Source organism: Streptomyces sp. NPDC047841 (assembly GCF_040704085.1).
GTDB classification, from domain to species: Bacteria; Actinomycetota; Actinomycetes; order Streptomycetales; family Streptomycetaceae; genus Streptomyces; species Streptomyces argyrophylli.
Genome location: NZ_JBEYRP010000046.1, coordinates 1 through 22,934 on the forward strand (window position 1 = coordinate 1; position 22,934 = coordinate 22,934).

The 22,934-nt window shown below is 72.2% G+C and carries 20 protein-coding genes and 2 tRNA genes; 5 read left to right on the forward strand and 17 right to left on the reverse strand.

What is annotated here, in order from left to right; genetic code table 11:
* From AB0947_RS39885 to leuS, 4 genes are all read right to left on the reverse strand, one after another.
* A partial coding sequence (locus AB0947_RS39885) for an SLBB domain-containing protein (RefSeq protein WP_366755285.1) occupies window positions 1–1,004 on the reverse strand: 1,004 nt, incomplete at its 3' end.
* Between the two features lie 166 nt (window positions 1,005–1,170).
* Entirely contained in the window at window positions 1,171–2,016 is an 846-nt protein-coding gene (locus AB0947_RS39890; protein WP_366755286.1) for a DegV family protein, read from the reverse strand.
* Window positions 2,017–2,088: 72 nt separating this feature from the next.
* Window positions 2,089–2,826, reverse strand: coding sequence for a hypothetical protein (locus tag AB0947_RS39895; RefSeq protein WP_366755287.1), 738 nt, complete (start codon window positions 2,824–2,826; stop codon window positions 2,089–2,091).
* A gap of 137 nt (window positions 2,827–2,963) precedes the next feature.
* On the reverse strand, window positions 2,964–5,843 hold the full coding sequence (gene leuS, locus AB0947_RS39900) for a leucine--tRNA ligase (RefSeq protein WP_366755288.1): 2,880 nt from the start codon (window positions 5,841–5,843) through the stop codon (window positions 2,964–2,966).
* A 418-nt stretch (window positions 5,844–6,261) separates the two neighbouring features.
* Between leuS and AB0947_RS39905 the strand changes: the two genes are divergently transcribed.
* Window positions 6,262–7,545 (forward strand): cytochrome b/b6 domain-containing protein, encoded by a 1,284-nt coding sequence (locus tag AB0947_RS39905; protein ID WP_366755289.1) that lies wholly within the window; start codon window positions 6,262–6,264, stop codon window positions 7,543–7,545.
* On the forward strand, window positions 7,542–9,152 hold the full coding sequence (locus tag AB0947_RS39910; protein ID WP_366755290.1) for an NADH-ubiquinone oxidoreductase-F iron-sulfur binding region domain-containing protein: 1,611 nt from the start codon (window positions 7,542–7,544) through the stop codon (window positions 9,150–9,152). The genes AB0947_RS39905 and AB0947_RS39910 overlap by 4 nt, the downstream gene beginning before the upstream one ends.
* Before the next feature lie 116 nt (window positions 9,153–9,268).
* Here the strand turns inward: AB0947_RS39910 and AB0947_RS39915 are convergent.
* Window positions 9,269–9,341, reverse strand: a tRNA-Ala gene (locus AB0947_RS39915).
* 115 nt (window positions 9,342–9,456) lie between these two features.
* Here AB0947_RS39915 and AB0947_RS39920 point away from each other — a divergent pair.
* Window positions 9,457–10,668 (forward strand): glycosyltransferase 87 family protein, encoded by a 1,212-nt coding sequence (locus AB0947_RS39920; protein WP_366755291.1) that lies wholly within the window; start codon window positions 9,457–9,459, stop codon window positions 10,666–10,668.
* On the opposite strand, the gene AB0947_RS39925 is transcribed toward AB0947_RS39920, so the two are convergent.
* A complete protein-coding gene (locus AB0947_RS39925; protein ID WP_030653820.1) occupies window positions 10,658–10,891 on the reverse strand; it encodes a hypothetical protein in 234 nt (77 codons plus the stop codon). The two genes, AB0947_RS39920 and AB0947_RS39925, sit on opposite strands and share 11 nt — an antisense overlap.
* Before the next feature lie 246 nt (window positions 10,892–11,137).
* Window positions 11,138–12,502, reverse strand: a complete 1,365-nt coding sequence (locus AB0947_RS39930) for an MFS transporter (RefSeq protein WP_366755311.1) — start codon at window positions 12,500–12,502, stop codon at window positions 11,138–11,140.
* A gap of 292 nt (window positions 12,503–12,794) precedes the next feature.
* Here AB0947_RS39930 and AB0947_RS39935 point away from each other — a divergent pair, with 292 nt between their 5' ends.
* Window positions 12,795–13,661, forward strand: a complete 867-nt coding sequence (locus tag AB0947_RS39935) for a helix-turn-helix transcriptional regulator (protein ID WP_366755292.1) — start codon at window positions 12,795–12,797, stop codon at window positions 13,659–13,661.
* An 87-nt stretch (window positions 13,662–13,748) separates the two neighbouring features.
* Here the strand turns inward: AB0947_RS39935 and AB0947_RS39940 are convergent.
* The 7 genes from AB0947_RS39940 to AB0947_RS39970 form a co-directional block, all read right to left on the reverse strand.
* A tRNA-Ala gene (locus tag AB0947_RS39940) sits at window positions 13,749–13,821 on the reverse strand.
* 92 nt (window positions 13,822–13,913) lie between these two features.
* Window positions 13,914–14,582, reverse strand: coding sequence for a histidine phosphatase family protein (locus AB0947_RS39945; RefSeq protein ID WP_366755293.1), 669 nt, complete (start codon window positions 14,580–14,582; stop codon window positions 13,914–13,916).
* Window positions 14,582–15,025, reverse strand: a complete 444-nt coding sequence (gene rsfS, locus AB0947_RS39950; protein ID WP_366755294.1) for a ribosome silencing factor — start codon at window positions 15,023–15,025, stop codon at window positions 14,582–14,584. The genes AB0947_RS39945 and rsfS overlap by 1 nt, the downstream gene beginning before the upstream one ends.
* 124 nt (window positions 15,026–15,149) lie before the next feature.
* Entirely contained in the window at window positions 15,150–16,925 is a 1,776-nt protein-coding gene (locus AB0947_RS39955) for a LytR C-terminal domain-containing protein (protein WP_366755295.1), read from the reverse strand.
* Window positions 16,926–16,941: 16 nt separating this feature from the next.
* Window positions 16,942–17,628: a nicotinate-nucleotide adenylyltransferase gene (gene nadD, locus AB0947_RS39960; protein WP_366755296.1), complete on the reverse strand. Its 687-nt coding sequence runs from the start codon at window positions 17,626–17,628 to the stop codon at window positions 16,942–16,944.
* Between the two features lie 56 nt (window positions 17,629–17,684).
* On the reverse strand, window positions 17,685–17,849 hold the full coding sequence (locus tag AB0947_RS39965) for a hypothetical protein (protein ID WP_014672678.1): 165 nt from the start codon (window positions 17,847–17,849) through the stop codon (window positions 17,685–17,687).
* Window positions 17,850–18,014: 165 nt separating this feature from the next.
* Entirely contained in the window at window positions 18,015–18,179 is a 165-nt protein-coding gene (locus AB0947_RS39970; RefSeq protein WP_366755297.1) for a hypothetical protein, read from the reverse strand.
* A 101-nt stretch (window positions 18,180–18,280) separates the two neighbouring features.
* Here AB0947_RS39970 and AB0947_RS39975 point away from each other — a divergent pair, with 101 nt between their 5' ends.
* On the forward strand, window positions 18,281–19,366 hold the full coding sequence (locus AB0947_RS39975) for a M48 family metallopeptidase (protein WP_366755298.1): 1,086 nt from the start codon (window positions 18,281–18,283) through the stop codon (window positions 19,364–19,366).
* Window positions 19,367–19,559: 193 nt separating this feature from the next.
* On the opposite strand, the gene AB0947_RS39980 is transcribed toward AB0947_RS39975, so the two are convergent.
* The 3 genes from AB0947_RS39980 to AB0947_RS39990 form a co-directional block, all read right to left on the reverse strand.
* Window positions 19,560–20,630: a hypothetical protein gene (locus AB0947_RS39980; protein WP_366755299.1), complete on the reverse strand. Its 1,071-nt coding sequence runs from the start codon at window positions 20,628–20,630 to the stop codon at window positions 19,560–19,562.
* A gap of 88 nt (window positions 20,631–20,718) precedes the next feature.
* A complete protein-coding gene (locus AB0947_RS39985; protein WP_366755300.1) occupies window positions 20,719–21,324 on the reverse strand; it encodes a hypothetical protein in 606 nt (201 codons plus the stop codon).
* Between the two features lie 116 nt (window positions 21,325–21,440).
* Window positions 21,441–22,727: a glutamate-5-semialdehyde dehydrogenase gene (locus AB0947_RS39990; RefSeq protein ID WP_366755301.1), complete on the reverse strand. Its 1,287-nt coding sequence runs from the start codon at window positions 22,725–22,727 to the stop codon at window positions 21,441–21,443.
* Window positions 22,728–22,934: the final 207 nt, after the last annotated feature.

Below are 22,934 nucleotides of genomic sequence, written 5' to 3' on the forward strand. Positions count from 1 at the left end.
ACCGTGGCCGTGTTCAGGGAGACCGGTGCCGGCGGCCCCGTGCCGGTGGATCCGGTGAACGGCCCTCCTGCCGGGGCGGGCGGAGCGGCGGCCCCAGCGGGGGCGCCGACGACGACCTGTTCGCCGTCGACGAGGAAGCGGGCGCGGTTCAGTCCTTCCGTGCTCACGCCCGGCCGGACCCCGCCCGCCGCCCGCAGCGCGTCGGCCACCCGGGCGCCGGCCGGCAGCCGGCGGATCCCCGGCTCACGGACCTTGCCGCTGATGTCCACGACGATCTCCGCGCCCGGTGTCGCCGACGCGCTCACCGCCGGACCGGCGGTCGCTCCCTCACCCTTCTTCGCGAAAGGCGCCTGGGCACGGACCACCTGAGGGGCGCTCACCTGCTGGGGCCGGCCCGCCCAGTAGTGCTGCACGGCGAAGACAGCGGCGGCCACGAGCACCACGGCGAGCGCCACGGCTCCCCGCCGCTCCACCCCGTACCGGGTCTGGAGCCAGACCGGCATCCGCTCGCGCAGCGCCAGCCCGGCCCGCTCCCGCCAGCCCGGGGCCCCGAGCCCCTTCGGTACCGGCTCGGGCTCCTGCACCGGCACCGGCACCGGCACCGGCTCAAGCTCGGGCGACCGCATCGCACCGTCCGGCTCAGGCTCGGCGACAGTCGCTGCCCGCTCCCGGATGCCGCCGGACACCGACGTGACCGCTGTCACCGTCCGCCTGGAGCCCGAACGCGCGCTCAGGCCGGGTGCCAGGCCGGTCACCGTCGCCGTCGGTGTGTCCGCGGTGCCGTCCGGGACCGGCGGCGCGTTCCCCGACTCCCGCCACTGCACGTCCCGTTCGCCGAAGAGGAGTTCCGCTCGGCGGCGCAGTTCCTCCGCCGGTGCGGACGGGCGACGGTGGGCAGGGCGGCGGCCGGTGGAGCGGCGCTGCCGGACCCGGCCGTCGGAGGCGGGGTCACGGCCGGGGCCGCTGGTCGCGGTTGCTGTGCGTGAACGCGATCGAAGTGTCATGCGACGAGGATGGGGCATTCCGCCCGATCGCGATGATCTTGGTGATTTCCCGTGGACGACCGCCACGTTGTGGAAAACTGCGTCACTCACACGGGTGAAGCCGGCCGGCCCTCACATCGGCGGAACAGGCCGTACCCGGAAATCGCCGTCCCGATCGCCGCCCCTGTCAGCGGGGCGAGACGACCGCGCCCAGCAGCCCGGGTCCGGTGTGCGCCCCGATGACCGCTCCGACCTCGCTGACGTGCAGGTCGGCCAGGCCCGGGATGCGCGCCCGCAGCCGGTCGGCGAGCGCGGCGGCACGGTCGGGGGCTGCGAGATGGTGGACGGCGATGTCGACCTCGGCGCCGCCCGCCCGCTCGGCGGCCAGCTCCTCCAGGCGCGCGATCGCCCGGGACGCCGTACGGACCTTCTCGAGCAGGTCGATGCGGCCGCCGTCCAGCTGGAGCAGGGGTTTGACGGCGAGCGCGGAGCCCAGCAGTGCCTGCGCGGCACCGATACGGCCGCCGCGGCGCAGATAGTCGAGGGTGTCGACGTAGAAGAAGGCGGACGTGCCGTCGGCGCGCTTCTCGGCGGCCGTGACGGCTTCGTCCACCGTGCCGCCCGCTTCCGCCGCCTGGGCCGCGGCGAGTGCGCAGAAGCCGAGCGCCATCGCGACCATTCCGGTGTCCACCACCCGCACGGGCACCGGTGCCTCGCGCGCCGCGAGGACCGCCGCGTCGTAGGTGCCGGACAGTTCGGCGGACAGGTGCAGGGAGACGATGCCGCACGCGCCGGACTCGGCGACCTTGCGGTAGGTCTCCGCGAACACCTGGGGGCTGGGGCGGGAGGTGGTGACGGGGCGTCGCCTCTGCAGTGACTGGGCCAGGGAGCGGGTCGAGATCTCGGTGCCCTCTTCCAGGGCCTGGTCGCCGAGAACCACGGTCAGCGGGACCGCGGTGATGCCGTGACGCTCCATCGCCCGGGGCGGCAGGTAGGCCGTTGAATCGGTAACGATCGCGACATGGCGGGACATGAGCTGGAGGTTACCTGGCGTAGTGCTCACTCGGCAGCCCGGCCCCTGTCCCGCGGGCCGGGTCCGGGTCGCTCATGTGGTGCTTTCGGGGCGGGGTTTCTTCTGCCAGCGGGCGGTGGGGCGCCATGACGGCGGGGCGATCGCCTCGGGAGCCGGCCCCTCGGCCGCGGGGGCCCCGGGCGCCTGAGGCCAGGTCTGTTCGGTGGTCCGGCCGTCGGCCGTGGCGGGCGCTTCGGGCCACGGCGGGGGCGCCTGGCCGGGCTCGGCGCGCGTCCAGTGGCGCAGGGCGTCCGCTTCGACGTGGATCTGCGCGCTGAGGGTGCCCAGATCGTCGTCGGCGAAGCGGCGGGCCCGGTCGCGGACGGCCCAGCGCAGGGAGTCCGCGGACTTGGTGATCCGCTCGGTGCGGCTGCGCAGTTCGGGCAGGTGCGCGGTGAGCGTGGCCCGGTCCGGCTCGGACTCCAGACGCTTGAGGTCGGCGTCCAGCTCGTGTCCGTGCGCGCTGAGCCGTTCGAAGAGGCCGAGGGACTCCTTCAGCGACTCGTCCTCGGCCACGCCCGCGTGCAGCGCGTCCTGTGTGGCGCGCATGGACGTGCGCAGCGCGAGCCGCAGCTGGGCGATCTCCCCGGCGGCTCCGGGCTGCGCGAAGGACTTGGCGCGCAGGGTGTGGTCCTCGACGGTGCGGCGGGCCTGTGCGATGGTCCGGTCCACGCCGCGCTTGGCGGCGCCGACCGCCTTGACCGTGGCGTACGCGCCGAGGGCGACGAACAGCAGGAAGAGCAGGGCGAACACGGTCAGCACGACTTCCATGGCGCTCCTCCTCCGGTCGGCACGGCATGAGCCGCTGTGCTCTCCACGGTAAACGCAGCGGGCAGGTGCGGAGTTCCGGAAGAACCCCGAACCTGCCCGTAGGGGACTACCCCGAGCCGGTGATATGACCCCGGTGGTTACGCCGGCACGATGTTGACCAGCTTCGGCGCCCGCACGATCACCTTGCGGATGCCCGCGCCGTCCAGCGCCGCGACGACCTTCTCGTCGGCCAGCGCGACCTTCTCCAGCTCCTCCTCGGAGATGGTGGGCGGCACCTCCAGCCGGGCCTTGACCTTGCCCTTGATCTGCACGACGCAGGTCACGGTCTCGTCCACGACGTATGCCGGGTCGGCCACCGGGAAGTCCCGGTGGACGACCGAGTCGGTGTGGCCCAGCTTGCGCCACAGCTCCTCGGCGATGTGCGGGGCCAGCGGGGCGACCATCAGCACCAGCGGCTCCGCCACGGACCGCGGCACGGCGGTGCCGGCCTTGGTCAGGTGGTTGTTCAGCTCGGTGACCTTGGCGATGGCGGTGTTGAAGCGCAGGCCCTCCAGGTCCTGGCGCACGCCGTCGATCGCCTTGTGCAGGGCGCGCAGGGTCTCCTCGTCGGGCTCGGCGTCGGTGACGGTGACCTCGCCGGTGTTCTCGTCGACGACGTTGCGCCACAGCCGCTGCAGCAGCCGGAACTGGCCGACCACCGCGCGCGTGTCCCACGGCCGGGAGACGTCCAGCGGGCCCATGGCCATCTCGTACAGGCGCAGCGTGTCGGCGCCGTACTCGGCGGCGATCTCGTCCGGGGTCACCGCGTTCTTCAGGGACTTGCCCATCTTGCCCAGCAGCCGGCTGACCTTCTCGCCCTGGTAGTAGTAGGCGCCGTCGCGCTCCTCCACCTCGGCGGCCGGCACCGCGATGCCACGGCTGTCACGGTAGACGTAGGCCTGGATCATGCCCTGGTTGAACAACTTGTGGAACGGCTCCGCGGAGGAGACGTGCCCCAGGTCGTACAGCACCTTGGACCAGAAGCGCGCGTACAGCAGGTGCAGCACGGCGTGCTCGGCGCCGCCGACGTACAGGTCGACACCGCCGTGCGGCCGGCCCTCGCGCGGGCCCATCCAGTACCGCTCGATCTCCGGGTCGACCAGCTTCCGGTCGTTGTGCGGGTCCAGGTAGCGGAACTCGTACCAGCAGGAACCGGCCCAGTTGGGCATGGTGTTGGTCTCGCGGCGGTACTTCCTGGGGCCGTCGCCCAGGTCCAGGGTGACGTTGACCCATTCCTCGTTGCGCGACAGCGGCGTCTCGGGCTTGGTGTCGGCGTCGTCCGGGTCGAAGGTGCGCGGGCTGTAGTCCTCGATCTCGGGCAGCTCCAGCGGCAGCATCGACTCGGGCAGCGCGTGGGCGACGCCGTCCTCGTCGTAGACGATCGGGAAGGGCTCGCCCCAGTAGCGCTGGCGGCTGAACAGCCAGTCGCGCAGCCGGAAGTTGACGGTGCCCTCGCCGATGCCCTCGCGCTCCAGCCACGCGGTGATGCGCGCCTTGGCCTCGGCCACGCCCAGGCCGTTCAGCCGCACGTCGTCGCTGTCGGAGTTGACGATCTTCGCGTCGTAGGAGACGAAGGCGTCGTCCCAGGTGGACGCGTCGGTGCCGCGGTCGTCGGTCGGCTCGACCACGCAGCGGATCGGCAGCTCGAAGGCGCGCGCGAAGGCGAAGTCGCGGCTGTCGTGCGCGGGCACGGCCATGATCGCGCCGGTGCCGTAGCCCATCAGGACGTAGTCGGCGATGAAGACCGGGACCTGCTCGCCGTTGACCGGGTTGGTCGCGTACGCGCCGGTGAAGACGCCCGTCTTGTCCTTGGCTTCGGCCTGCCGCTCGACGTCGGACTTCGAGGCGGCCTGCGCGCGGTAGGCGGCGACGGCCTCGGCCGGGGTGGCGTGGCCGCCGGTCCACACCTCGTGCGTGCCCTCGGGCCACGCCTCGGGGGTGAACTTCTCGACCAGCGGGTGCTCGGGCGCCAGCACCATGTAGGTCGCGCCGAACAGGGTGTCCGGGCGGGTGGTGAAGACGGTGATGCGCTCGCCGTCGATCGGGAAGTCGACGCGGGCGCCCTCGCTGCGGCCGATCCAGTTGCGCTGCTGCAGCTTGATGGCCTCGGGCCAGTCCAGCTCCTCCAGGTCCTCCAGCAGCCGGTCGGCGTAGGCGGTGATGCGCATGTTCCACTGGCGCAGCTTGGCCTTGAAGACCGGGAAGTTGCCGCGCTCGGAGCGGCCGTCGGCGGTGACCTCCTCGTTGGCCAGCACGGTGCCCAGGCCCGGGCACCAGTTGACCGGCGCGTCGGAGGCGTAGGCCAGCCGGTACTCGCCCAGGACGTCGGCGCGCTCGGTGTCGGTCAGCTCGTTCCACGCGCGCGTGGTGCCCGGGATCGCGCGCTCACCGGACTCGAACTGTGCGATCAGCTCGGAGATCGGGCGGGCCTTGCGCGCCTCCTCGTCGTACCAGGAGTTGAAGATCTGCAGGAAGATCCACTGGGTCCACTTGTAGTAGTCCGGGTCGATCGTGGCGAACGACCGGCGCTTGTCGTGGCCCAGGCCCAGCCGGCGCAGCTGGGACTTCATGTTGCTGATGGCGGCCTCGGTGGTGATCCGCGGGTGCTCGCCGGTCGTGACGGCGTGCTGCTCGGCGGGCAGGCCGAAGGCGTCGAAGCCCAGGGTGTGCAGGACGTTGTGGCCGGTCATGCGCTGGAACCGGGCGTAGACGTCGGTGGCGATGTAGCCCAGCGGGTGGCCGACGTGCAGACCCGCACCGGAGGGGTACGGGAACATGTCCATGATGAACTTCTTGGGCTTGGCGACCAGCTCCGGATCTCCCGCCAGGTCGCCCGTGGGGTTCGCCGCCGCGTAGGTGCCGTCCGCGTCCCAGAAGTCCTGCCAGCGTGCCTCGATCTCGGCTGCCATGGCGGCCGTGTAGCGGTGCGGCGCGGCCTCCGCCGACGCGGCGGTGGCAGCGGGGTTCGTCTCGCTCATGATCCTCAAAGCTCCATCGATCGTCTCTGCCTGCGGGCGTGACATCCAAAGAAACGAAAAAACCCCTCGCACAGGAGGGGACGCCGCGCCGATGCCGACCTCACGGGTGGACCGGGGTCGGTACTGATCAGCGCGGCCCGCTAAGCAGAAGGCGTACGGCACGCATGGCGTTAGGGTACCGCAGCCCTTGAGCAAGCCGCGAGGCGCTTCCGTATCCCTGGTGGACATGTCACGAAGCCCGCCGGAACTGAACGAAGGTCAATGATTACTTCGCGTAACGTCCCCTATGGGACACCTCCCCTCAGTCGCATGATCCGTTGATAACAACGCAATAACTCAAATCCCGTACTGATCGGTATGGCGCCACTTAGAGTGCGGCAGCGGGACCGCTTTCCCGAAACTGCTCGGAGTTGCCCCCATGAACCCTCGTCGTAGTACCAGTTCGCTCCCCAAACCGGGCCGCTCGGCCTATGGGGTGGCGTCCGCTGTCGTCCTGCTGCTCATACCCGTGGTCGTGCTGGTCGGAGGCAGCCAGTTCCGCGAGTTCCTGAACTTCGGCGCGGGCGTGCTGTCCCTCGTCTCGCTGAGCTGCTCGGTGATCTGGGGCCTGTTCGCCCAGGACCGGATCTTCCTGAACACGCGGCAGCGGATCATCGGCCAGGCGGTGCACCGGACGACCGCGGTCGCCTCGATCGCGTTCCTGTTGCTGCACATCACCACGAAGATCGCGCTCGGCCACACCAAGCTGATCGCCGCGATCATTCCGTTCTCGCTCGGCGTCACCGGAATCGCCGGCCTGATCGGACTGGGCTCGCTCGCGGGCCTGCTGATGATCTTCGTGGGCATCACCGGCGCCCTGCGCAGCAATTTCGCCACCCCTGCCCCGGTCGCCGCCCGCTGGCGGGCCATGCACATGCTGGCCTACCCGGCCTGGTGCGCCGCGCTCGTCCACGGCCTCTACGCGGGTCGCTCGGCCAAGCCGGTCTTCGTGATCCTCTACAGCCTCTCCCTGCTCGGCGTGATGGGCGCCCTCGCGCTGCGCGCCGCGCCGCGCCCGGTCAAGCGGAAGGTCGCCGACCGGCTGGTGGCCCTGTTCGGCAGCTCGGAGCGGCCCGGGCTCGACGAGCTGGACGCGAGCCGCTCGCGGGTGGCCGAGTCGGCACTGCCCGGCTTCGAGAGCCGGCGCGAGCCGCGCATGGCCTCCGCCGACACGGTGACGTCCCCGCTCTACCAGACCCCGGCCGCCCCCGCCGGCGAGCCCGGCCCCGGCTTCGCGGCGGCCTACCGCACGGTCTCCGCGCCCGGCCGCCCCCAGCAGCCGTACCCGGCCGACCAGACCGCCCGCATGGACGTGCCGGTGGACCTGCGGCCCACGGAGGCCGTCCCGCGCGTGGACGGCCCCTCCAGCACCTCGGGCAGCTGGCCGATCCCGTCCCCGCCGCCGGTCGGCGAGGCCCCGCCGTCCGCGTACGACCCGCTCCAGGACACCGGATACACCATCCCGGTCTACGGCAATCCGGGCACACCGGGATACGGCGGAAGTGACGTGTACGACACCGGTGAGACAAACGGCCTCTACGGCGCGTACAACCCGGGTGACACGTTCAACAGCGGTCCCGCCACCGAAACGCTGCCCGGCTCGTCCTACGAGACACCGGGCTCGGGCGAACCCTGGAACACGCCTTCCGGAGGCTTTAAGTGAACGAGGCCCTGCCCGACGTCCCCGAAGTCCGCGTGGTCGGGCTTCCCCAGCTCACGTCGGGCTTCGACCTTGTGGAGCGGCTCGATCTGGCCATGCACCTGAAGGTGCACGGGCCGCTCGACCCGCTGGGCGGCGAACAGCTCGCCCAGCTCGCCGAACGCATCAACCTCAAGGGCCGCGGCGGCGCCGGCTTCCCCTTCCACAAGAAACTGCGCTCGGTCGCCGAGGCAGCGATCAAGCGCGGGGTGCGGCCGGTCGTCGTGGTCAACGGCAGCGAGGACGAGCCGGCCTGCCGCAAGGACACGGTGCTGATCAACCGCGCGCCGCACCTCATCCTCGACGGCGCGCTGCTGTGCGCCGAGGCGCTCGGCGCGCGCACGCTCGTCATCGGCGTCACCCGGGAGTCCACGCAGCGCTCCATGGAGGCGGCGCTCGCCGAACGGGGACTGAGCAACAGCCGCAGATCGGCGCTGCGCGCGTGGGTGCAGCGCAATCCGGTGCGCATGGTCACCGGCGCCGCCGCCTCGCTGATCCGCTCCGTCGACGGCGGGCCGGCGATCCCGCCCGGCCGCAAGGTCAGCGCCTCGCAGAACGGCGTCGGCGGCGCGCCCACGCTGCTGTCGAACGCGGAGACGTTCGCGCAGCTGGCCATCGCGGCCCGCATCGGCCCGGAGCGCTACGGCAACACCGGTCTGTACGACGAACCGGGCACCGTGATGCTCACGGTGTCCGGCGCGGTGGCCCGCCCCATGGTGATCGAGGTGCCCACGGGCGTGCCGCTGCGCTACGTGCTGCAACTGGCCGGCGCCCCGCCGGTGCCGCAGGGCGTGCTGACCGGCGGCTACCACGGCAAGTGGATCGACGCGGCGACCGTCAACGAGGCGATCGTCTCCCGCAACTCGCTGGACGCGGTGGGCGGTTCGCTGGGCGCGGGCGCGATCCTGCCGATCAGCCAGGAGACGTGCCCGCTGGGCGAGTCGCTGCGGGTCGCGCAGTGGCTGGCCGAGGAGAGCGCGGGCCAGTGCGGGCCCTGCTACCTGGGACTGCCCGCCGCCGCGCGCGGGCTGGAGGACATCCTGAACGGCGGCGGGCCGGCCGCCCTGGAGGCGCTGAAGCAGGTCGCGAAGAACGTGAAGCGGCGCGGTGCCTGTTCGCACCCGGACGGCTCTGCGATGTTCCTGGAGTCGACCATCAAGGCGTTCACCGACGACCTGGCCGCGCACGTCCTCGGGAACGGCTGCGGACGGCCCGTGGAGGGCGTGCTGCCGCTCTTCGAGGGGGGCAGGGCCCCCACGGGCGTGCCGGGCGGCGGAGAGCCCGCGGAGACCGGCGCCAGCCGCCAGAAGATCTACGTCGACTGGACGCTCTGCCGGGGTCACGGGCTGTGCGCGGACATCCTGCCGGAGGTGTTCGAGCTCGGCGCCGACGGCTTCCCGACGGTGGCCCAGGCGCAGGTGCCGCGCTACGCGGAGGCCAAGGCACTGCGCGCGGTGCGCCGCTGCCCGGCACTGGCCCTGCGCATCGAGGAGGACACGCGCGGGCAGGCGCCGTCGCGCAACCTGCCGGTCCTCTCCCAGGGCCGCGGCCGGCGCGCGCTCGGCCGCTGAGCACACGCGAAGGGGGCGGGTCACCGTAACGGGTGGTCCACCCCCTTCGCCCGGTCGCGGTGTCGCAACACGCCGAAGGCGGACCATCCGTCAGGATGGTCCGCCTTCGACTTCTGTGGAGCTAAGGAGAATTGAACTCCTGACCTCCTGCATGCCATGCAGGCGCTCTACCAACTGAGCTATAGCCCCTTGTTCTGTTGTTTCGCCCGGTTCCCCCGGCGACGACGTAAACATTACAGGGAGGAGGGCGCAGCACAAAATCGGTTTCTGCTCCGCACCGATTCGCCCGCTAATGTCGGTTTTCATGGCCATGATCGCGTCGCCTTCAGCCCAGCGCGGGGTCCCCGTCGCGCTGGGCGTGTGCCTGGTGTCCTTCGCGGCCTTCTGGGCCGCTCAGCGGGCCGCGCACGTGTCCATGATCGATCTGATGGTCTACCGCGCGGAGGGCGCCACGGTGCGCGCCGGCGGCGACCTGTACGCGCTGCGCGCGACAGCCGCGCGCCTGCCCACCACCTACCCGCCCTTCGCGGCCCTGCTGTTCACGCCGCTGCCCCTGCTGGACACCGCGCTGCTGCGGGAACTGGCGACGGCCGGGAACCTCGCGCTGCTGGTGCTCTTCGTCCGGCTGTCGCTGAAACTCGTCGGCCACGCGCGCGTGGAGACCGTGTGGTGGGTCGCGGCGTCCGCCGTGTGGTGCGAGCCGGTGTGGACGACGGTGCGCTACGGCCAGATCAACCTGCTGCTGGCCGTCCTGGTGCTGTGGGACCTGACCCGCCGCCCCGCCGGCGGGTTCGACCGCTGGACGGGCATGGGCCTCGGGCTGGCCGCCGCGGTCAAGCTGACACCCGCGCTGTTCCCCCTGTTCCTGCTGGCCACGGGCGTGGTGGCCCGCCTGAGGGGCGGTCAGGGCGAGCCGTGGCTGCGGCACGCGCGCGGGGCGGCCGTCGCGTTCGCCGGGGCGACGCTGCTGGCGGCGGCCGTCCTGCCGTACGACTCCCGGCGGTTCTGGACGCAGGCGCTGTTCCGCGCGAGCCGGGTCGGGCGCGCCGAGGACACCGCCAATCAGGCCCTGCGCGGCGTCCTGGCGCGCCTTCTGCACACGCCCGAGCCGGGAGCGCTCTGGACGGCCTGTGCGGCTGTGGTGGCCGTCCTGGGCCTCGCGGTGGCCGTCCGGGCGGAGTTGCGGGGGCAGCGGGCCTGGGCGGTGTGCGTCTGCGCGGTCACCGCCCTGCTGATCAGCCCGGTCTCCTGGACCCACCACTGGGTGTGGTGCGTGCCGCTGGCGCTGCTGCTGTGGACGCGCGGGCAGCGGGCGGCGGCCCTGGGCGCCGTGCTGGTGTTCTGCTCCTACGCCCCGTGGTGGGTGCCGCACGGGGCCGGGCGGCCGGAACTGCACCAGTCGGCCGCGCAGTTGGCGCTGTCGGCCGTCTACGCGGGCGCGGGCGCGGTGTTCCTCGCGCTGGCCCGGACATCGTTGCCGAAGGCCGGGCCGGGCGAGGTCCGCGTCAAGCCGTGACGAACTGGTAGAACCGCTTGAGCGTGCAGTGCTCCTCCAGGAGGCGGCCGTAGATCGGCTCGCCCTCCAGCTCCCGGTACGTCTCGATCGGGTCGCCTTTTATGATCAGTGCCCGCGCGCATTCCTCGCACCAGTACTGGTAATCGGGATTGATCGGCTCCATGTCCCGCACGATCGGGGTACCGCTCCCGCACCAGTCGCACTTTCGCCTGTGTGCACCCATCGATCAGCTCCAGCTGTGGCCGCAGGCCGTGCACACGTAGGAAATTCCGCCGTTGTCGCCGAGAACCTGCGCCACATGCGCGGAACCGCAGGAAGGGCAGCTCAGCCGGGTGGTCGTGTCCCGTATTAACGCCGCACCGAGGAGGTGGCCGCCCTCCTCAAGGATGCTCGCAGGCATCGCTACTCCCTCCCGTCGGGCCGCGCCCCCTTCCGGCCGTTTGATTCTGCCACGACCGGACCGATACGGTCAGCGACGCCTCAGTACCAGTCCGGACACGGCTCCCGCCGCGGCCGTCGCGGCCAGCGCCCAGGCGCAGACCGAGAACGCCTCCGCCGAGGGATACGGGCGCAGCGCCCCGAACGACTCAAGCCGGTTCAGGAACAGCGTGCCGAAGGCCGCGACGCCGATCAGCTGACCGAGTTGCGCGACCGTCGCCAGCAGACCGCTGGCGTCCGCCGCGTCCTCGGGCCGCACGGTGGCCAGGGCCCCGGTGAGCGTCGGGCTGAAGGCCAGCGCCAGCCCGGCACCCGTGCCCACGTACCCCGCGTACAGGACCGCTCCCCCGTCACCGCCGCCGCGGAAGGCGAGCCCGACGACGGCGACGGACACCGCGGTGAGCGCGAACCCGGCCGGCACGAGGGCCCGCTGCCAGGCGGCCGGCCACTTCCGCCAGGTCAGGCTGACGGCGCCGAAGACGGCCGCGGTCGGCGCGAAACCCAGTCCGGCCCGCAGGGGGCTGTGGCCGAGGCCGCCCTGGACGTGCAGGGTCAGCGCGAACAGGAAGCCGGCGTTGACCGACATCACGGCGAGGACGCGGACGACGGCGAGACCGATGCCGGGATGCCGCAGCACCCGGGGCGTGAGGAGCGGGGCGCCGCCGCGCCGGGCCAGCCGGAATTCGTGGCCGCAGAACAGGGTGAACAGCACGGCGGCCGCGGCCAGCGACAGCCAGGACCACAGCGGCCAGTCCTCCTCCTGCCCGAGCACCAGCGGCACCGTCAGCAGCGACACGGCGGCGCCGAGCAGGACCAGTCCCGGCAGGTCGAGCGCCCGGACCCGCTCGCGCCCGCCGGCCCGGCCCAGCGGCAGGACCCGCCGGCCCAGCACGAGCAGCAGCGCGCCCACCGGCACGTTGACCAGGAACACCGGTCGCCAGCCCATGCCGAACAGGTCGGCGCTGACCAGCAGCCCGCCGGCGACCTGCCCGGCCGCCGCGCCGACGGCCAGGACCGCCGAGTAGGCGCCGAGCGCCCGGGCCCGGGCCTCGCCGGTGAAGGTGCGCTGGATGAGGCTGAGCACCTGCGGGATCATCAGCGCCGAGCCGGCGCCCTGCACCAGCCGGAACACGATCAGCTCGGTCGAGCCCCGCGCCAGTCCGCAGGCGAGCGACGCCGCGGTGAACAGGGCCAGTCCGGCGACGTGGACCCGGCCGTGGCCGAGCCGGTCGCCGAGCCGGGCGCCGGTGACCAGGAGCACGGAGTACGTGATGGTGTAGCCGGCGATGACCAGTTGCAGGTCGGCGCCGGATGCGTGCAGTTCGGAACCGATCGTGGGGGCGGCGACGTTCACGATGAAGACGTCGAGGGCCGCCATGAACAGGGCGGCCAGCAGCACGCCGAGCAGCAGCCGGGGCCGGTTGTCAGTGGCGGGTGCTTCACTGTCCGTGATGGGTGAGGCGGCCCGCCCGACGCCCGGGGCGTCACTGTCAGTGGCGGGTGTTTCACTGAGTGCATGGTTCGGGACGGGCCCGGCGCCCGGACCGGTACGGGATGTCGTCGTCATGGCGTCGAGCGTGACGACGGGCCGGTACCGGTGCCGAGTGCCTGCCGATGCTGGTACTGCCGGCACCTGGCAGGAGCGGTTCCGGGCGCCGACGATGAGACGGGGACGACGGGGGATGACGATGGGGACGAGGACACAGCGGCGCAGGCCCGAACTGGCGGCCTTCCTGCGCGGCAGGCGGGCCCGGGTCACACCGGCCGACGTGGGGATGCCGCCGGGCCTGCGGCGGCGCACTCCCGGGCTGCGCCGGGAGGAGGTCGCCCAGCTCTCGGGCGTGGGCGTGACCTGGTACACGTGGCTGGAGCAGGGCCGGCCGATCAACGCCTCGCCGCAGGTGCTGGACGCGGTCGCGCGGACGCTGCGGCTCGACCCGCCGGAGCGGGAGCACCTGTACCGGCTCGCGGAGGTGCCGTTCGAGCCGGACCCCGAGGGGCTGACCCGGCGGATCAGCCCGGAGGTGCAGGGCATCATCGACGCCCTCGACCCGATGCCGGCGACGGTCTACAACGCGCGGTACGACGTCCTGGCCACCAACGCGGCCTACCGGGGCCTCTTCCTGGTCCCCGAGACCCTCGCGACCGGTGTGCCGAACGTGCTGTGGACGCTGTTCACGCTGCCGGACCCGCTCAGTCCGCTGGTGCACCGGGAGAAGGAGCTGCCGCTGATGGTGGCGACGCTGCGGTCGGCCTACGGCAGACACGTGGGCGAGCAGCCGTGGGAGGAGTACATACGCGGGCTGTCGGCGGCGAGCCCCTGGTTCGCCGAGCTGTGGGCGAGCGGTGAGGTGGTGACTCCCGGCCCCCGGGTGAAGGTGTTCCGCCACGCGGCGGTGGGCGAGATGCGGATGACCTCGCAGTCGCTGTCCATCGACGGGATGCCCGAGTGCCGGATCGTGGTCTACACGCCGGAGGACGAGGAGACGCGGGCGAAGACCGCGGCGCTGCGGGAGCGGAGAGAGCGGCTGTGGCCGCCGGCCCTGAACACCTGACGGCAGCGGAACGCAGAAAATCCCGCCCCCTGCGGGGACGGGATCCTCATCAACCGATCTTTGACAACTCAACAGAGTGCCGATCAGTGGAGCTAAGGAGAATTGAACTCCTGACCTCCTGCATGCCATGCAGGCGCTCTACCAACTGAGCTATAGCCCCTTGCGTTCTTCCCGCTCGGCGGGGCGAACAAGAAGAACTTTAGCCTGTGACCTGCCGGAAAGTGAAATCCGGGGCCGGGGGGCTCGGGACGGTCAGTCGTCGTCGCCGAGGACGGGCTCCGGGAGGGTGCCCGCGTTGTGCTCCAGCAGGCGCCAGCCGCGGGCGCCCTCGCCGAGCACGGACCAGCAGCAGTTGGAGAGCCCGCCGAAGCTCTCCCAGTGCCGGGCCTCCAGGCCGAGGAGCCGGCCGATCGTGGTGCGGATGGTGCCGCCGTGGCTGACGACGACGAGCGTGCCGTCCTGGGGCAGCTTCTCGGCGTGCCGCAGCACGACGGGGGCGGCTCGGTCGGCGACCTCGGTCTCCAGTTCGCCGCCGCCGCGGCGGACCGCCTCGCCGCGCTTCCAGGCGGCGTACTCCTCACCGTGGCGGGCGATGATCTCCTCGTGCGTCAGCCCCTGCCAGACGCCCGCGTAGGTCTCGCGCAGCCCCTCGTCGTGGGTGACTTCGAGGGCGGTGAGGGCGGCCAGCTCGGCGGCCGTGTGCGCGGCCCGCTGCAGGTCGGACGAGACGATCGCGTCGGGCCGCAGGGAGGCGAGCAGCCGGGCGGCGCGACGGGCCTGCCCGATGCCCGTCTCGGTCAGCTCGACGTCCGTGGTGCCCTGGAAGCGGCGCTCCACGTTCCAGGCGGTCTGGCCGTGCCGCCACAGGATGATGCGGCGGCCCCGGCTTTTGCGGTCGGTCACCTCGCCGCTGGCGCTCATCACCAAGCCCCGCCCGGTTCCTGGTCGGCCTCGGCGGCCTGCGCCCTGGCGTGCTCCTCCGCCTTGCCGCGGGTGGCCTTGGCGTCGGCGGGCAGCTCCAGCTCGGGGCAGTCCTTCCACAGCCGCTCCAGGGCGTAGAAGACGCGCTCCTCGCTGTGCTGGACGTGGACGACGATGTCGACGTAGTCGAGCAGGATCCAGCGGGACTCCCGGTCGCCCTCGCGGCGGACCGGCTTGGCCCCGAGGTCCTTCAGGAGGCGCTCCTCGATCTCGTCGACGATGGCCTTGACCTGGCGGTCGTTCGGCGCGGACGCCAGCAGGAAGGCGTCCGTGATCGACAGCACGTCGCTCACGTCGTAGGCGATGACGTCGTGGGCGAGCTTGTCGGCCGCCGCCTGGGCGGCGGTGTGGATGAGCTCAAGGGAACGGTCGGTGGCGGTCACTACATGGCTTTCCGTCGGCGGTCTTTTGTCATCTAGGGTCTCACGGACCGCCCGGCGCCCCCCACGTGATTACGGCATCACGTGGGGTGCCCCCTCTCGCGCTCCCGTCCGGAGGCGCCCGGAGTCAGGAGGAGGACGGTTTGTAGTCGCCGCCGAGGATCACCGAGACGTCGGCGCCGGAGGAGACGCTTCCCTTGGCCACGGAGCCGGCGGGCAGCCCCAGGGTCTTCGCGACCTCGGCGGCGTTCGCCTTGTCGGCGGCGTCCCCGTACAGCACCTTCGAGGCGGCCTGGGTGCCGGAGGCGGTGCCGCCCTCCAGGAAGGTGAAGCCGCCGTTGAGGAGGACCACGCGGGCCTTCTCCGTGTCGTCCTTCACACCGGTGGCGTTCTGGACCGAGACCCGGACCGAGGAGCCGGCGTCGGGGCTCTTGGCGGTGCCGCCGAGGATGTCCTTCACCACGCTGTCGCTGGTCTGCGCGGTGAGCGTGCCGTCGGACCGCACGGGCAGCAGGGCGGTCCTGTAGTCGCCGCTCTTGGCGAGGTCGGCGAGCTTGGCGAGGAAGCCGCCGAGGTCCTTGTCGGTGAGCGGCGGGTCGAGGATCTGCGCGAGGGTCTGCACGGTCGTGGTGGCGGACGACGGGTCGGAGGACATCTTGCGCAGCACGCCCTGCATGACCTGGCCGAACCGCTCGAGCTGCGCGTTCTGGGACTCGCCGGCGGCGCGGTAGGTGGCGTAGGCGACGGCCATCTTGCCGCTGAGGGTCTGGCCCTTGCCCTTGTGGACGAGCGGGGCGGTGCCCTTCTTCTTGGTGCTCGGGTCGGGCACGTCGGTGTCGGTGTCGATCTCGATGTTGCCGACGAGTTCGACGAGGTTCTGCAGGTAGGGGGTGTCGAGGCGCCAGGTGCCCTGGATGCTGGTGCCGAGGACCGTGTCGAGCTGGTCGCGGGTGCCGGAGGCGCCGTCGTCGTCGACGGACTTGGCGAGGGTCGTGGTGGAGCCGTCGTCGTCGGTCAGCGCGAGGGAGTTGGGCAGCAGGACCGTGGTGCCCTGCTTGGTGGTGGTGTTGTCGACCAGCAGCGCCGTGGAGGTGCCGCTCTTGCCGGTGTTGTGCAGGTGGACGACGATCACGTCGCGTTTCTGGGCGGTGACCGGTGTGGCGGTGCCGGTCTTGCCGCCGGACGAGGACAGGCCGGGCAGTTTCCCGGCGAACCAGAGGTAGCCGACACCGCCGACCGCGACGAGGGCGAGGACGACGAGAAGGGCGATGACGCGGCTGCGGGCGCGGCGGCGGGCCTCCTCGCGGCGCTCGGTGCGGTTCTCGGTGAACTTCAGCCAGTCGATGACGTCCTCGGAGTCGCCATCGGGCTCCTCTACGAAGGCGAACTGCTCGGTGCGGTAGTCCGGTTCGTCCGTGGCGGAATCGTCGTCCCCCGGCGTCCGGGAGTCCTGCGGGACGTGGGTGTTGTCCGGGACGTAGGTGTTCTCCGGGACGTGGGTGTTCTCCGCGGGGCCGGCCTGCTGCGGGATGTAGGCGGTCTGCTCGGCGACCCGGGGCTGCTGTCCGCTGCTCGCCGCCTGCCCGTAGGGGTCGTATCCCGTGGTCTCCTGGCTGCCCGTGGCGTACGGGTCGTACGGGGCCTGGGTGCCGTAGGGGTCGTAGGCCTGCGGCTGTGGGAACGAGCCGTAGGAGGGCGCCTGCGGCTGCCCGCCGGTGGCGTAGGGGTCGTAGCCGTAGCCCTGCTGCTGGGCGTACGGGTCGTAGGCCGCCTGCTGGGAGGAGTGCGGAGCCTGCTCTGCCGGGACCTGCCCGTACACGGGCCGGCCGTACTCGTCGTAGCCGACGACTTCGTACGGTCCGCCGCCGTAGCCCGCGTCGCCCGCGTCGTATCGGTCGTTCACCGGTGCCCCTCTCGGCTCACTCGCCGCGGTACAGCTCGCGCTTGTCGATGTAGCGCACGACTCCGTCCGGCACCATGTACCAGATGGGGTCTCCCTTGGCGACTCTCGCACGGCAGTCTGTGGACGAGATGGCGAGGGCGGGCACCTCGACGAGCGAGACCCCGCCTTCCGGCAGGCCCGGGTCGGTGAGGTTGTGGCCGGGGCGGGTGACGCCGATGAAGTGCGCGAGGGAGAACAGTTCCTCCGAGTCGCGCCAGGTCAGCAGCTGGGCGAGGGCGTCGGCGCCGGTGATGAAGAAGAGGTCGGTGTCGGGGTTGAGCGCGCGCAGGTCGCGCAGGGTGTCGACGGTGTAGGTGGGGCCGCCGCGGTCGATGTCGATGCGGCTTACGGAGAACTGGGGGTTCTCCGCGGTCGCGATGACCGTCATCAGGTAGCGGTCCTCGGCCAGGGAGACCTTGCGGTGGGACTTCTGCCACGGCTGGCCGGTGGGGACGAACACCACCTCGTCCAGGTGGAACTGCGCGGCGACCTCACTGGCCGCCACGAGGTGCCCGTGGTGGATCGGGTCGAACGTTCCGCCCATGACGCCCAGGCGCCGTTTGCCCGTGTGGGCGGGGCCGTTGCCCGGTCCGTGCTGCGGGTGCTTCACCGTGTCGTCGGCGGCCACGTGCGCCGGACCGGTAGGCATGTCCTGCTCTCCCATGCGTGCAGACCCTACCGGCCCGGCCTCGGACGTCCGGCCGGGGACGGGTTCCCCGCTCAGCGGTCGCGGTTGAAGCGCGTGGTGATCCACAGCAGCAGGAGCAGGATGAACAGGGCGCCGCCGCCGGTGAGGGCCGGGTTCAGGCTGTTGTGGTTTCCGCCGTGCTGCTCGCCCTCGGCGGCAAGGGTGACCAACTGGGCTGCTGCGCTGTGGAAGCTCATCTTCGGCAGGACCTATCGCGTGTGGGCGGAATAAAGATGTCGGCCCATCGTAAGCGGGCGGCCGTTCGGCGATCACGCCGACTCCGCCGTTGGCACCGGAGGGCGCGGCGGCTCGGGCGGCGGGAGGGCGGGCGATGCCCGGCGGCGGGGAACCTTCGCCGCTCGTCAGTCGTCCTTCCGCTTGTAGCCGCGCAACAGGAACCACGCGGTCAGTACACAGCCGAGGACCATCACGACCAGTACGACGCGGAGCAGGTTTCCTGACCCGTGCTGCTGGACGGCGCTCGTGGCGGCCTCGGTCAGCCAGGCGGCTGCGGGGTGGTGCTCCATGACGTGGACTCCTTCGCGTGTACTGCCCGTCCAAGGTATCTCCGCCTAGGCTGGGCCCTGCCTCGGGGGCACGGTGGGCACTCACATGCATGGGGGAAGACATGTCCGACGACGGCCACCAGCACGCGGGGCACGAGCGGGTGCCGAGCAGGCAGCGCAGGCGCTTTCCCGGGATATCCACGCGCGCGTACGAGCACCCGGCCGACCGCTCGGCCCTGGTCGCGCTGCGCAAGCTGAGCGGGTTCGACACCGTCTTCAAGGCGCTCAGCGGGCTGCTGCCGGAGCGGAGCCTCAGGCTGCTGTTCCTGTCCGACTCGGTGCGGGTCTCCGAGCGGCAGTTCTCGCACCTGCACGACATGCTGCTGGACGCCTGTTACATCCTGGACCTGCCGAACGTCCCGCCGATGTACGTCACGCAGGATCCGCAGCCGACCGCGATGTGCATCGGCCTGGACGAGCCGATCATCGTGGTCAGCACGGGGCTGGTGGAGCTGCTCGACGAGGAGGAGATGCGGGCGGTCGTCGGGCACGAGGTGGGGCACGCGCTGTCCGGGCACTCGGTGTACCGCACCGTCCTGCTGTTCCTGACGAGCCTCGCGCTGAAGGTCGCCTGGATCCCGCTGGGCAGCCTCGCGATCACGGCGATCGTCACGGCCCTGCGGGAGTGGTTCCGCAAGTCGGAGCTGTCCGCCGACCGGGCGGGCCTGCTGGTGGGCCAGGACGTCCGGGCCTCGATGCGGGGGCTGATGAAGATCGCGGGCGGCAACCATCTACACGAGATGAACGTGGACGCGTTCCTGGAGCAGGCCGAGGAGTACGAGTCCGGGGGCGATCTGCGCGACTCGGTGCTGAAGATCCTGAACGTGCTGCCCCGCTCGCACCCGTTCACCACCGTGCGGGCCGCCGAGCTGAAGAAGTGGGCCGAGTCCCGGGACTACCAGCGGATCATGGACGGGCACTACGCACGGCGCAGCGAGGACGGGGACGCCTCCGTCGGCGACTCCTTCCGCGAGTCGGCGGCCAGCTACGCCAGCGATGTGAAGACCTCCAAGGACCCGCTGATGAAGCTGGTCACTGACCTCGCGGGCGGCGCGGGCGACCTGGGCGGCCGGGTCCGGCGGGGCTTCGACGGCTTCCGGAGCCCGCCGCCGGCCAAGGGGGACGCTCCCGAGGCGGGCGAGGCGTAGGCGCCGGGCCCGGCGGGGGGAGCCACGGCCGGAGACGGCCGGCGGGCGAAGCCACGTCCTGGGGCCCGCAGGGGGGAGCCACGGCCGGAGGCGCCGGCAGGAGGGAGCCACGGCCTGGGTGCCGGCGGGGGGAGCAACGGCCGAAGGCGCCGTCCCCCCGCCCGCGCCATCCCCCTCCCCGCGCCCCCGCCCCTCACACCTTCGGCTGGGCCGCGGGGGCCAGCGTTCCGCACAGGGCCGTGGCACTGTCCGTCTCGTAGGGGTTGGTGCCCGCGGGGCCGCCCGAGCGGGCCGTCTGGCCGGCCAGGAGGGGGCGGAGGTAGGCCGAGGCGTCCTCCGCGCAGGCGAGGGGGCCCGCCTGGACGTAGGACACGGCCAGCTGGACCTGGTGGGTGCGCAGGTCGTCGCGGTCGAAGCGGAAGGTCACCTCGCGGCGGACCGTGAAGAGCGAGGCGGGGGCGCCGGCGGCGGCACCGGTGGGGCGCAGGGCGTAGACGAAGGTGTGGTCGGCGGTGACCTCCAGGGTCGCCGGGTCGGCTTCGGCGGCGTGCAGGCTGCCGAAGACGCGAATCCTGTCGTCGGCCAGCTGGGCGCGGGCGGGGTCGATGCGGACCACCCAGCCCGTGGCCGCGTGCCGGCCGTCCGCCGCCGGGTGGTCGATGCTCTGGTCGAACTGTTCGAGCTGGTCGGAGTCGATCAGGGCCCGGACGGGGCGGACCTCGCGTCCGCTGAGCACCTCGGGGTAGAGCGAGGAGCTGACGATGTAGTCCTTGGCGGTGGTGAGGGCGGTCACCACCTGGCTGTCGGAGAAGTGGGCGGTGCCGCGCGAGGCCGGCAGGGGGATGCCCTCGGCGCCGGCCTCGTACGGGGCGGCGGGGCTGTGCGCGTAGAGCCTCTCGGGGTCCGTGGCGCCGGGCACCTTGCCCTGGGGGGCGAGCGGGATGACGGTCGTCCTGAGGGATTCCACGGGGCGCCGGGTCTGCGGGGAGCCGTAGGGGTGGCGGACGCCCATGTAGATCGCGGTGACGAAGGCGACGGCGATCAGCAGGACGAGGACGAGGGCCTGCCGGGTGAGGCCCCGGTGCAGGGGCGGGCGGCGGCGGACGGCGGGGGCGTGGTCGGCCATCCGCTCCTCGGCGGAGAACTCCTGGAGGCGGGCAGCACGGACGAACGACTCGTCGAAGACGACGGATCGGTATTCGTCCTCCGCACCGCCGGGGCCGCCCTCGGGTGTCCCCTCCGGTGGGTCTCCAGGCCCGCCCATACCTTCAGAGTAGGTCTCGTGAGCCCTGGGTAAACGCCCCGCTGCGCGACAACTTCTGACAGGTTCTCACCAAGAACGGACGGGGCGCTCAGGGGGAGGGCGGGATGGCCGAGACGGCCGGCCGGGAGTGCTCGGCGGCGGTACCGGGGGTGGGCGCGCCGCCCTGTTCCAGGCCGGTGGAGGCGGGGGCGGGAACGCGGTCGCGGGTGCCCGAGGAGCTTCCCCGGTAGACGGCGGCGAAGGCCAGGGCGACCATGCCGATGCCCATCACGACGGCGAGGAGCCAGGCCACGGGCCGGTGCCAGCGGACCTGCTTGCCGTAGGCACCGAAGAGGCCGTGGCGGTCGCCGACGACGTAGGTGTCGTCCAGCTCGTCATCGTCATCGTCGTGATCCCGGCCGAAGGCGGTGCCCTCGGGGCCGTAGCCGTCGTCGTAGCGCTCGCCTCGGGCGCGGGCACGGCGGGCCTCGGCCTCGGAGGCCTCGGCTCTGGCCTGGGCCGCGGCCAGGAGGCGCTCCACGGCGGTCGGCTCGTGGAAGGTGGCCGCCTGCACGAAGGCCTCGTCGAAGACCACGGAGGCGAACTCTTCGTCCGACACCCCGTGGTCGTGGTCGTCGTCGGGCTCCCAGCCGTCAGGGAACGGCGTGCCCCCCACGTCCTCCGGCACGGATCCAGAGTAGACCTGGGGGGTCAATTTGGGCAGACGGTATGGAAATTCGTCTGCCTGGTGAGACGCCTCGGGGACCTGGGCCGCGGAGCGGTTCCCGGGACGGGGCGCGGGCGGCGGGCCCGCGGCCGGACGGGTGAACCTCAGCGGCGGACGTGTCCGTCGCCGGTGACGATGTACTTGGTGCTGGTCAGCTCGGGCAGGCCCATCGGGCCGCGCGCGTGCAGCTTCTGGGTGGAGATGCCGATCTCGGCGCCGAAGCCGAACTGGCCGCCGTCGGTGAAGCGGGTGGAGGCGTTCACGGCGACGGTGGTGGAGTCGACCAGCTGGGTGAAGCGGCGGGCGGCCTGCTGGGACGTGGTCACGATGGCCTCGGTGTGGCCGGAGGTCCACAGCCGGATGTGCTCGACGGCCCTGTCCAGGGAGTCCACCACCGCGGCGGCGATGTCGTACGACAGGTACTCCGTCTCCCAGTCCTCGGTGGTCGCCTCGACCACGGTGGCCTTGGAGTCCTTGGCGTAGGCCATGACCCGCTCGTCGGCGTGGACGGTGACGCCGGCCTCGGCGAGGGCGTCCAGGGCGCGCGGCAGGAACTCGGCGGCGATGTCCTGGTGGACCAGGAGGGTCTCGGCGGCGTTGCAGACGCTGACCCGCTGGGCCTTGGAGTTGATCAGGATCTCGACGGCCGTGTCGATGTCGGCCTGGGCGTCGACGTAGACGTGGCAGTTGCCGGTTCCGGTCTCGATCACGGGGACCCTGGACTCGTTGACCACGGTCTGGATCAGGAAGGCGCCGCCGCGCGGGATGAGGACGTCGACCAGGCCGCGGGCGCGCATCAGCTCGCGGACGGAGTCACGGCTCTCCCCGGGCACGAGCTGGACGGCGTCGGCGGGCAGCCCGGCGCCGCCGACGGCGTCGCGGAGCACCCGGACGAGGGCGGAGTTCGACTCGTAGGCGGAGGCCGAGCCGCGCAGCAGGACGGCGTTGCCGGACTTGAGGCAGAGGGCGGCGGCGTCCACGGTGACGTTCGGGCGGGCCTCGTAGATGATGCCGACGACACCCAGCGGGACGCGGACCTGGCGCAGGTCGATGCCGTTGGGCAGGGTGGAGCCGCGGACGACCTCGCCGACCGGGTCGGGCAGCTTCGCGACGTCGCGGACGTCGGAGGCGATGGCGCGGACCCGCTCCGGGGTGAGGGTGAGCCGGTCGACGATGGCCTCGCTGGTGCCGTTCTCCCGCGCCTTGGCCACGTCCTTGGCGTTGGCCTCGACGATCTCGGCGGTCCGGACCTCCAGGGCGTCGGCGATGGCGAGCAGCGCGTCGTCCTTCACGGCGCGCGGGAGCGGCGCGAGGTCGGCGGCGGCGGCCTTGGCCCGGTAGGCGGCCTGGGTGACCGGGGACATCGAGTCGTACGGCGAGAGCGTGGTCATGAGGGAAGGGTAGTGCGCGGGGCGCGGCGGTTCAGCGGTCGTCCCACACCCCGAGACACCCCAAATGGGGTGAACCTTCCCTGGCCGGGGCACGCCCGGAAGCACACCCCGGGCGCGGCGCGCCCACCCGGCGCCCGCACCCGGACGGCCGGCCCGGGCCCGTCCCGCCCCGGCACAGCCCCCGGCACCCGCTCACCCCGGCACAGC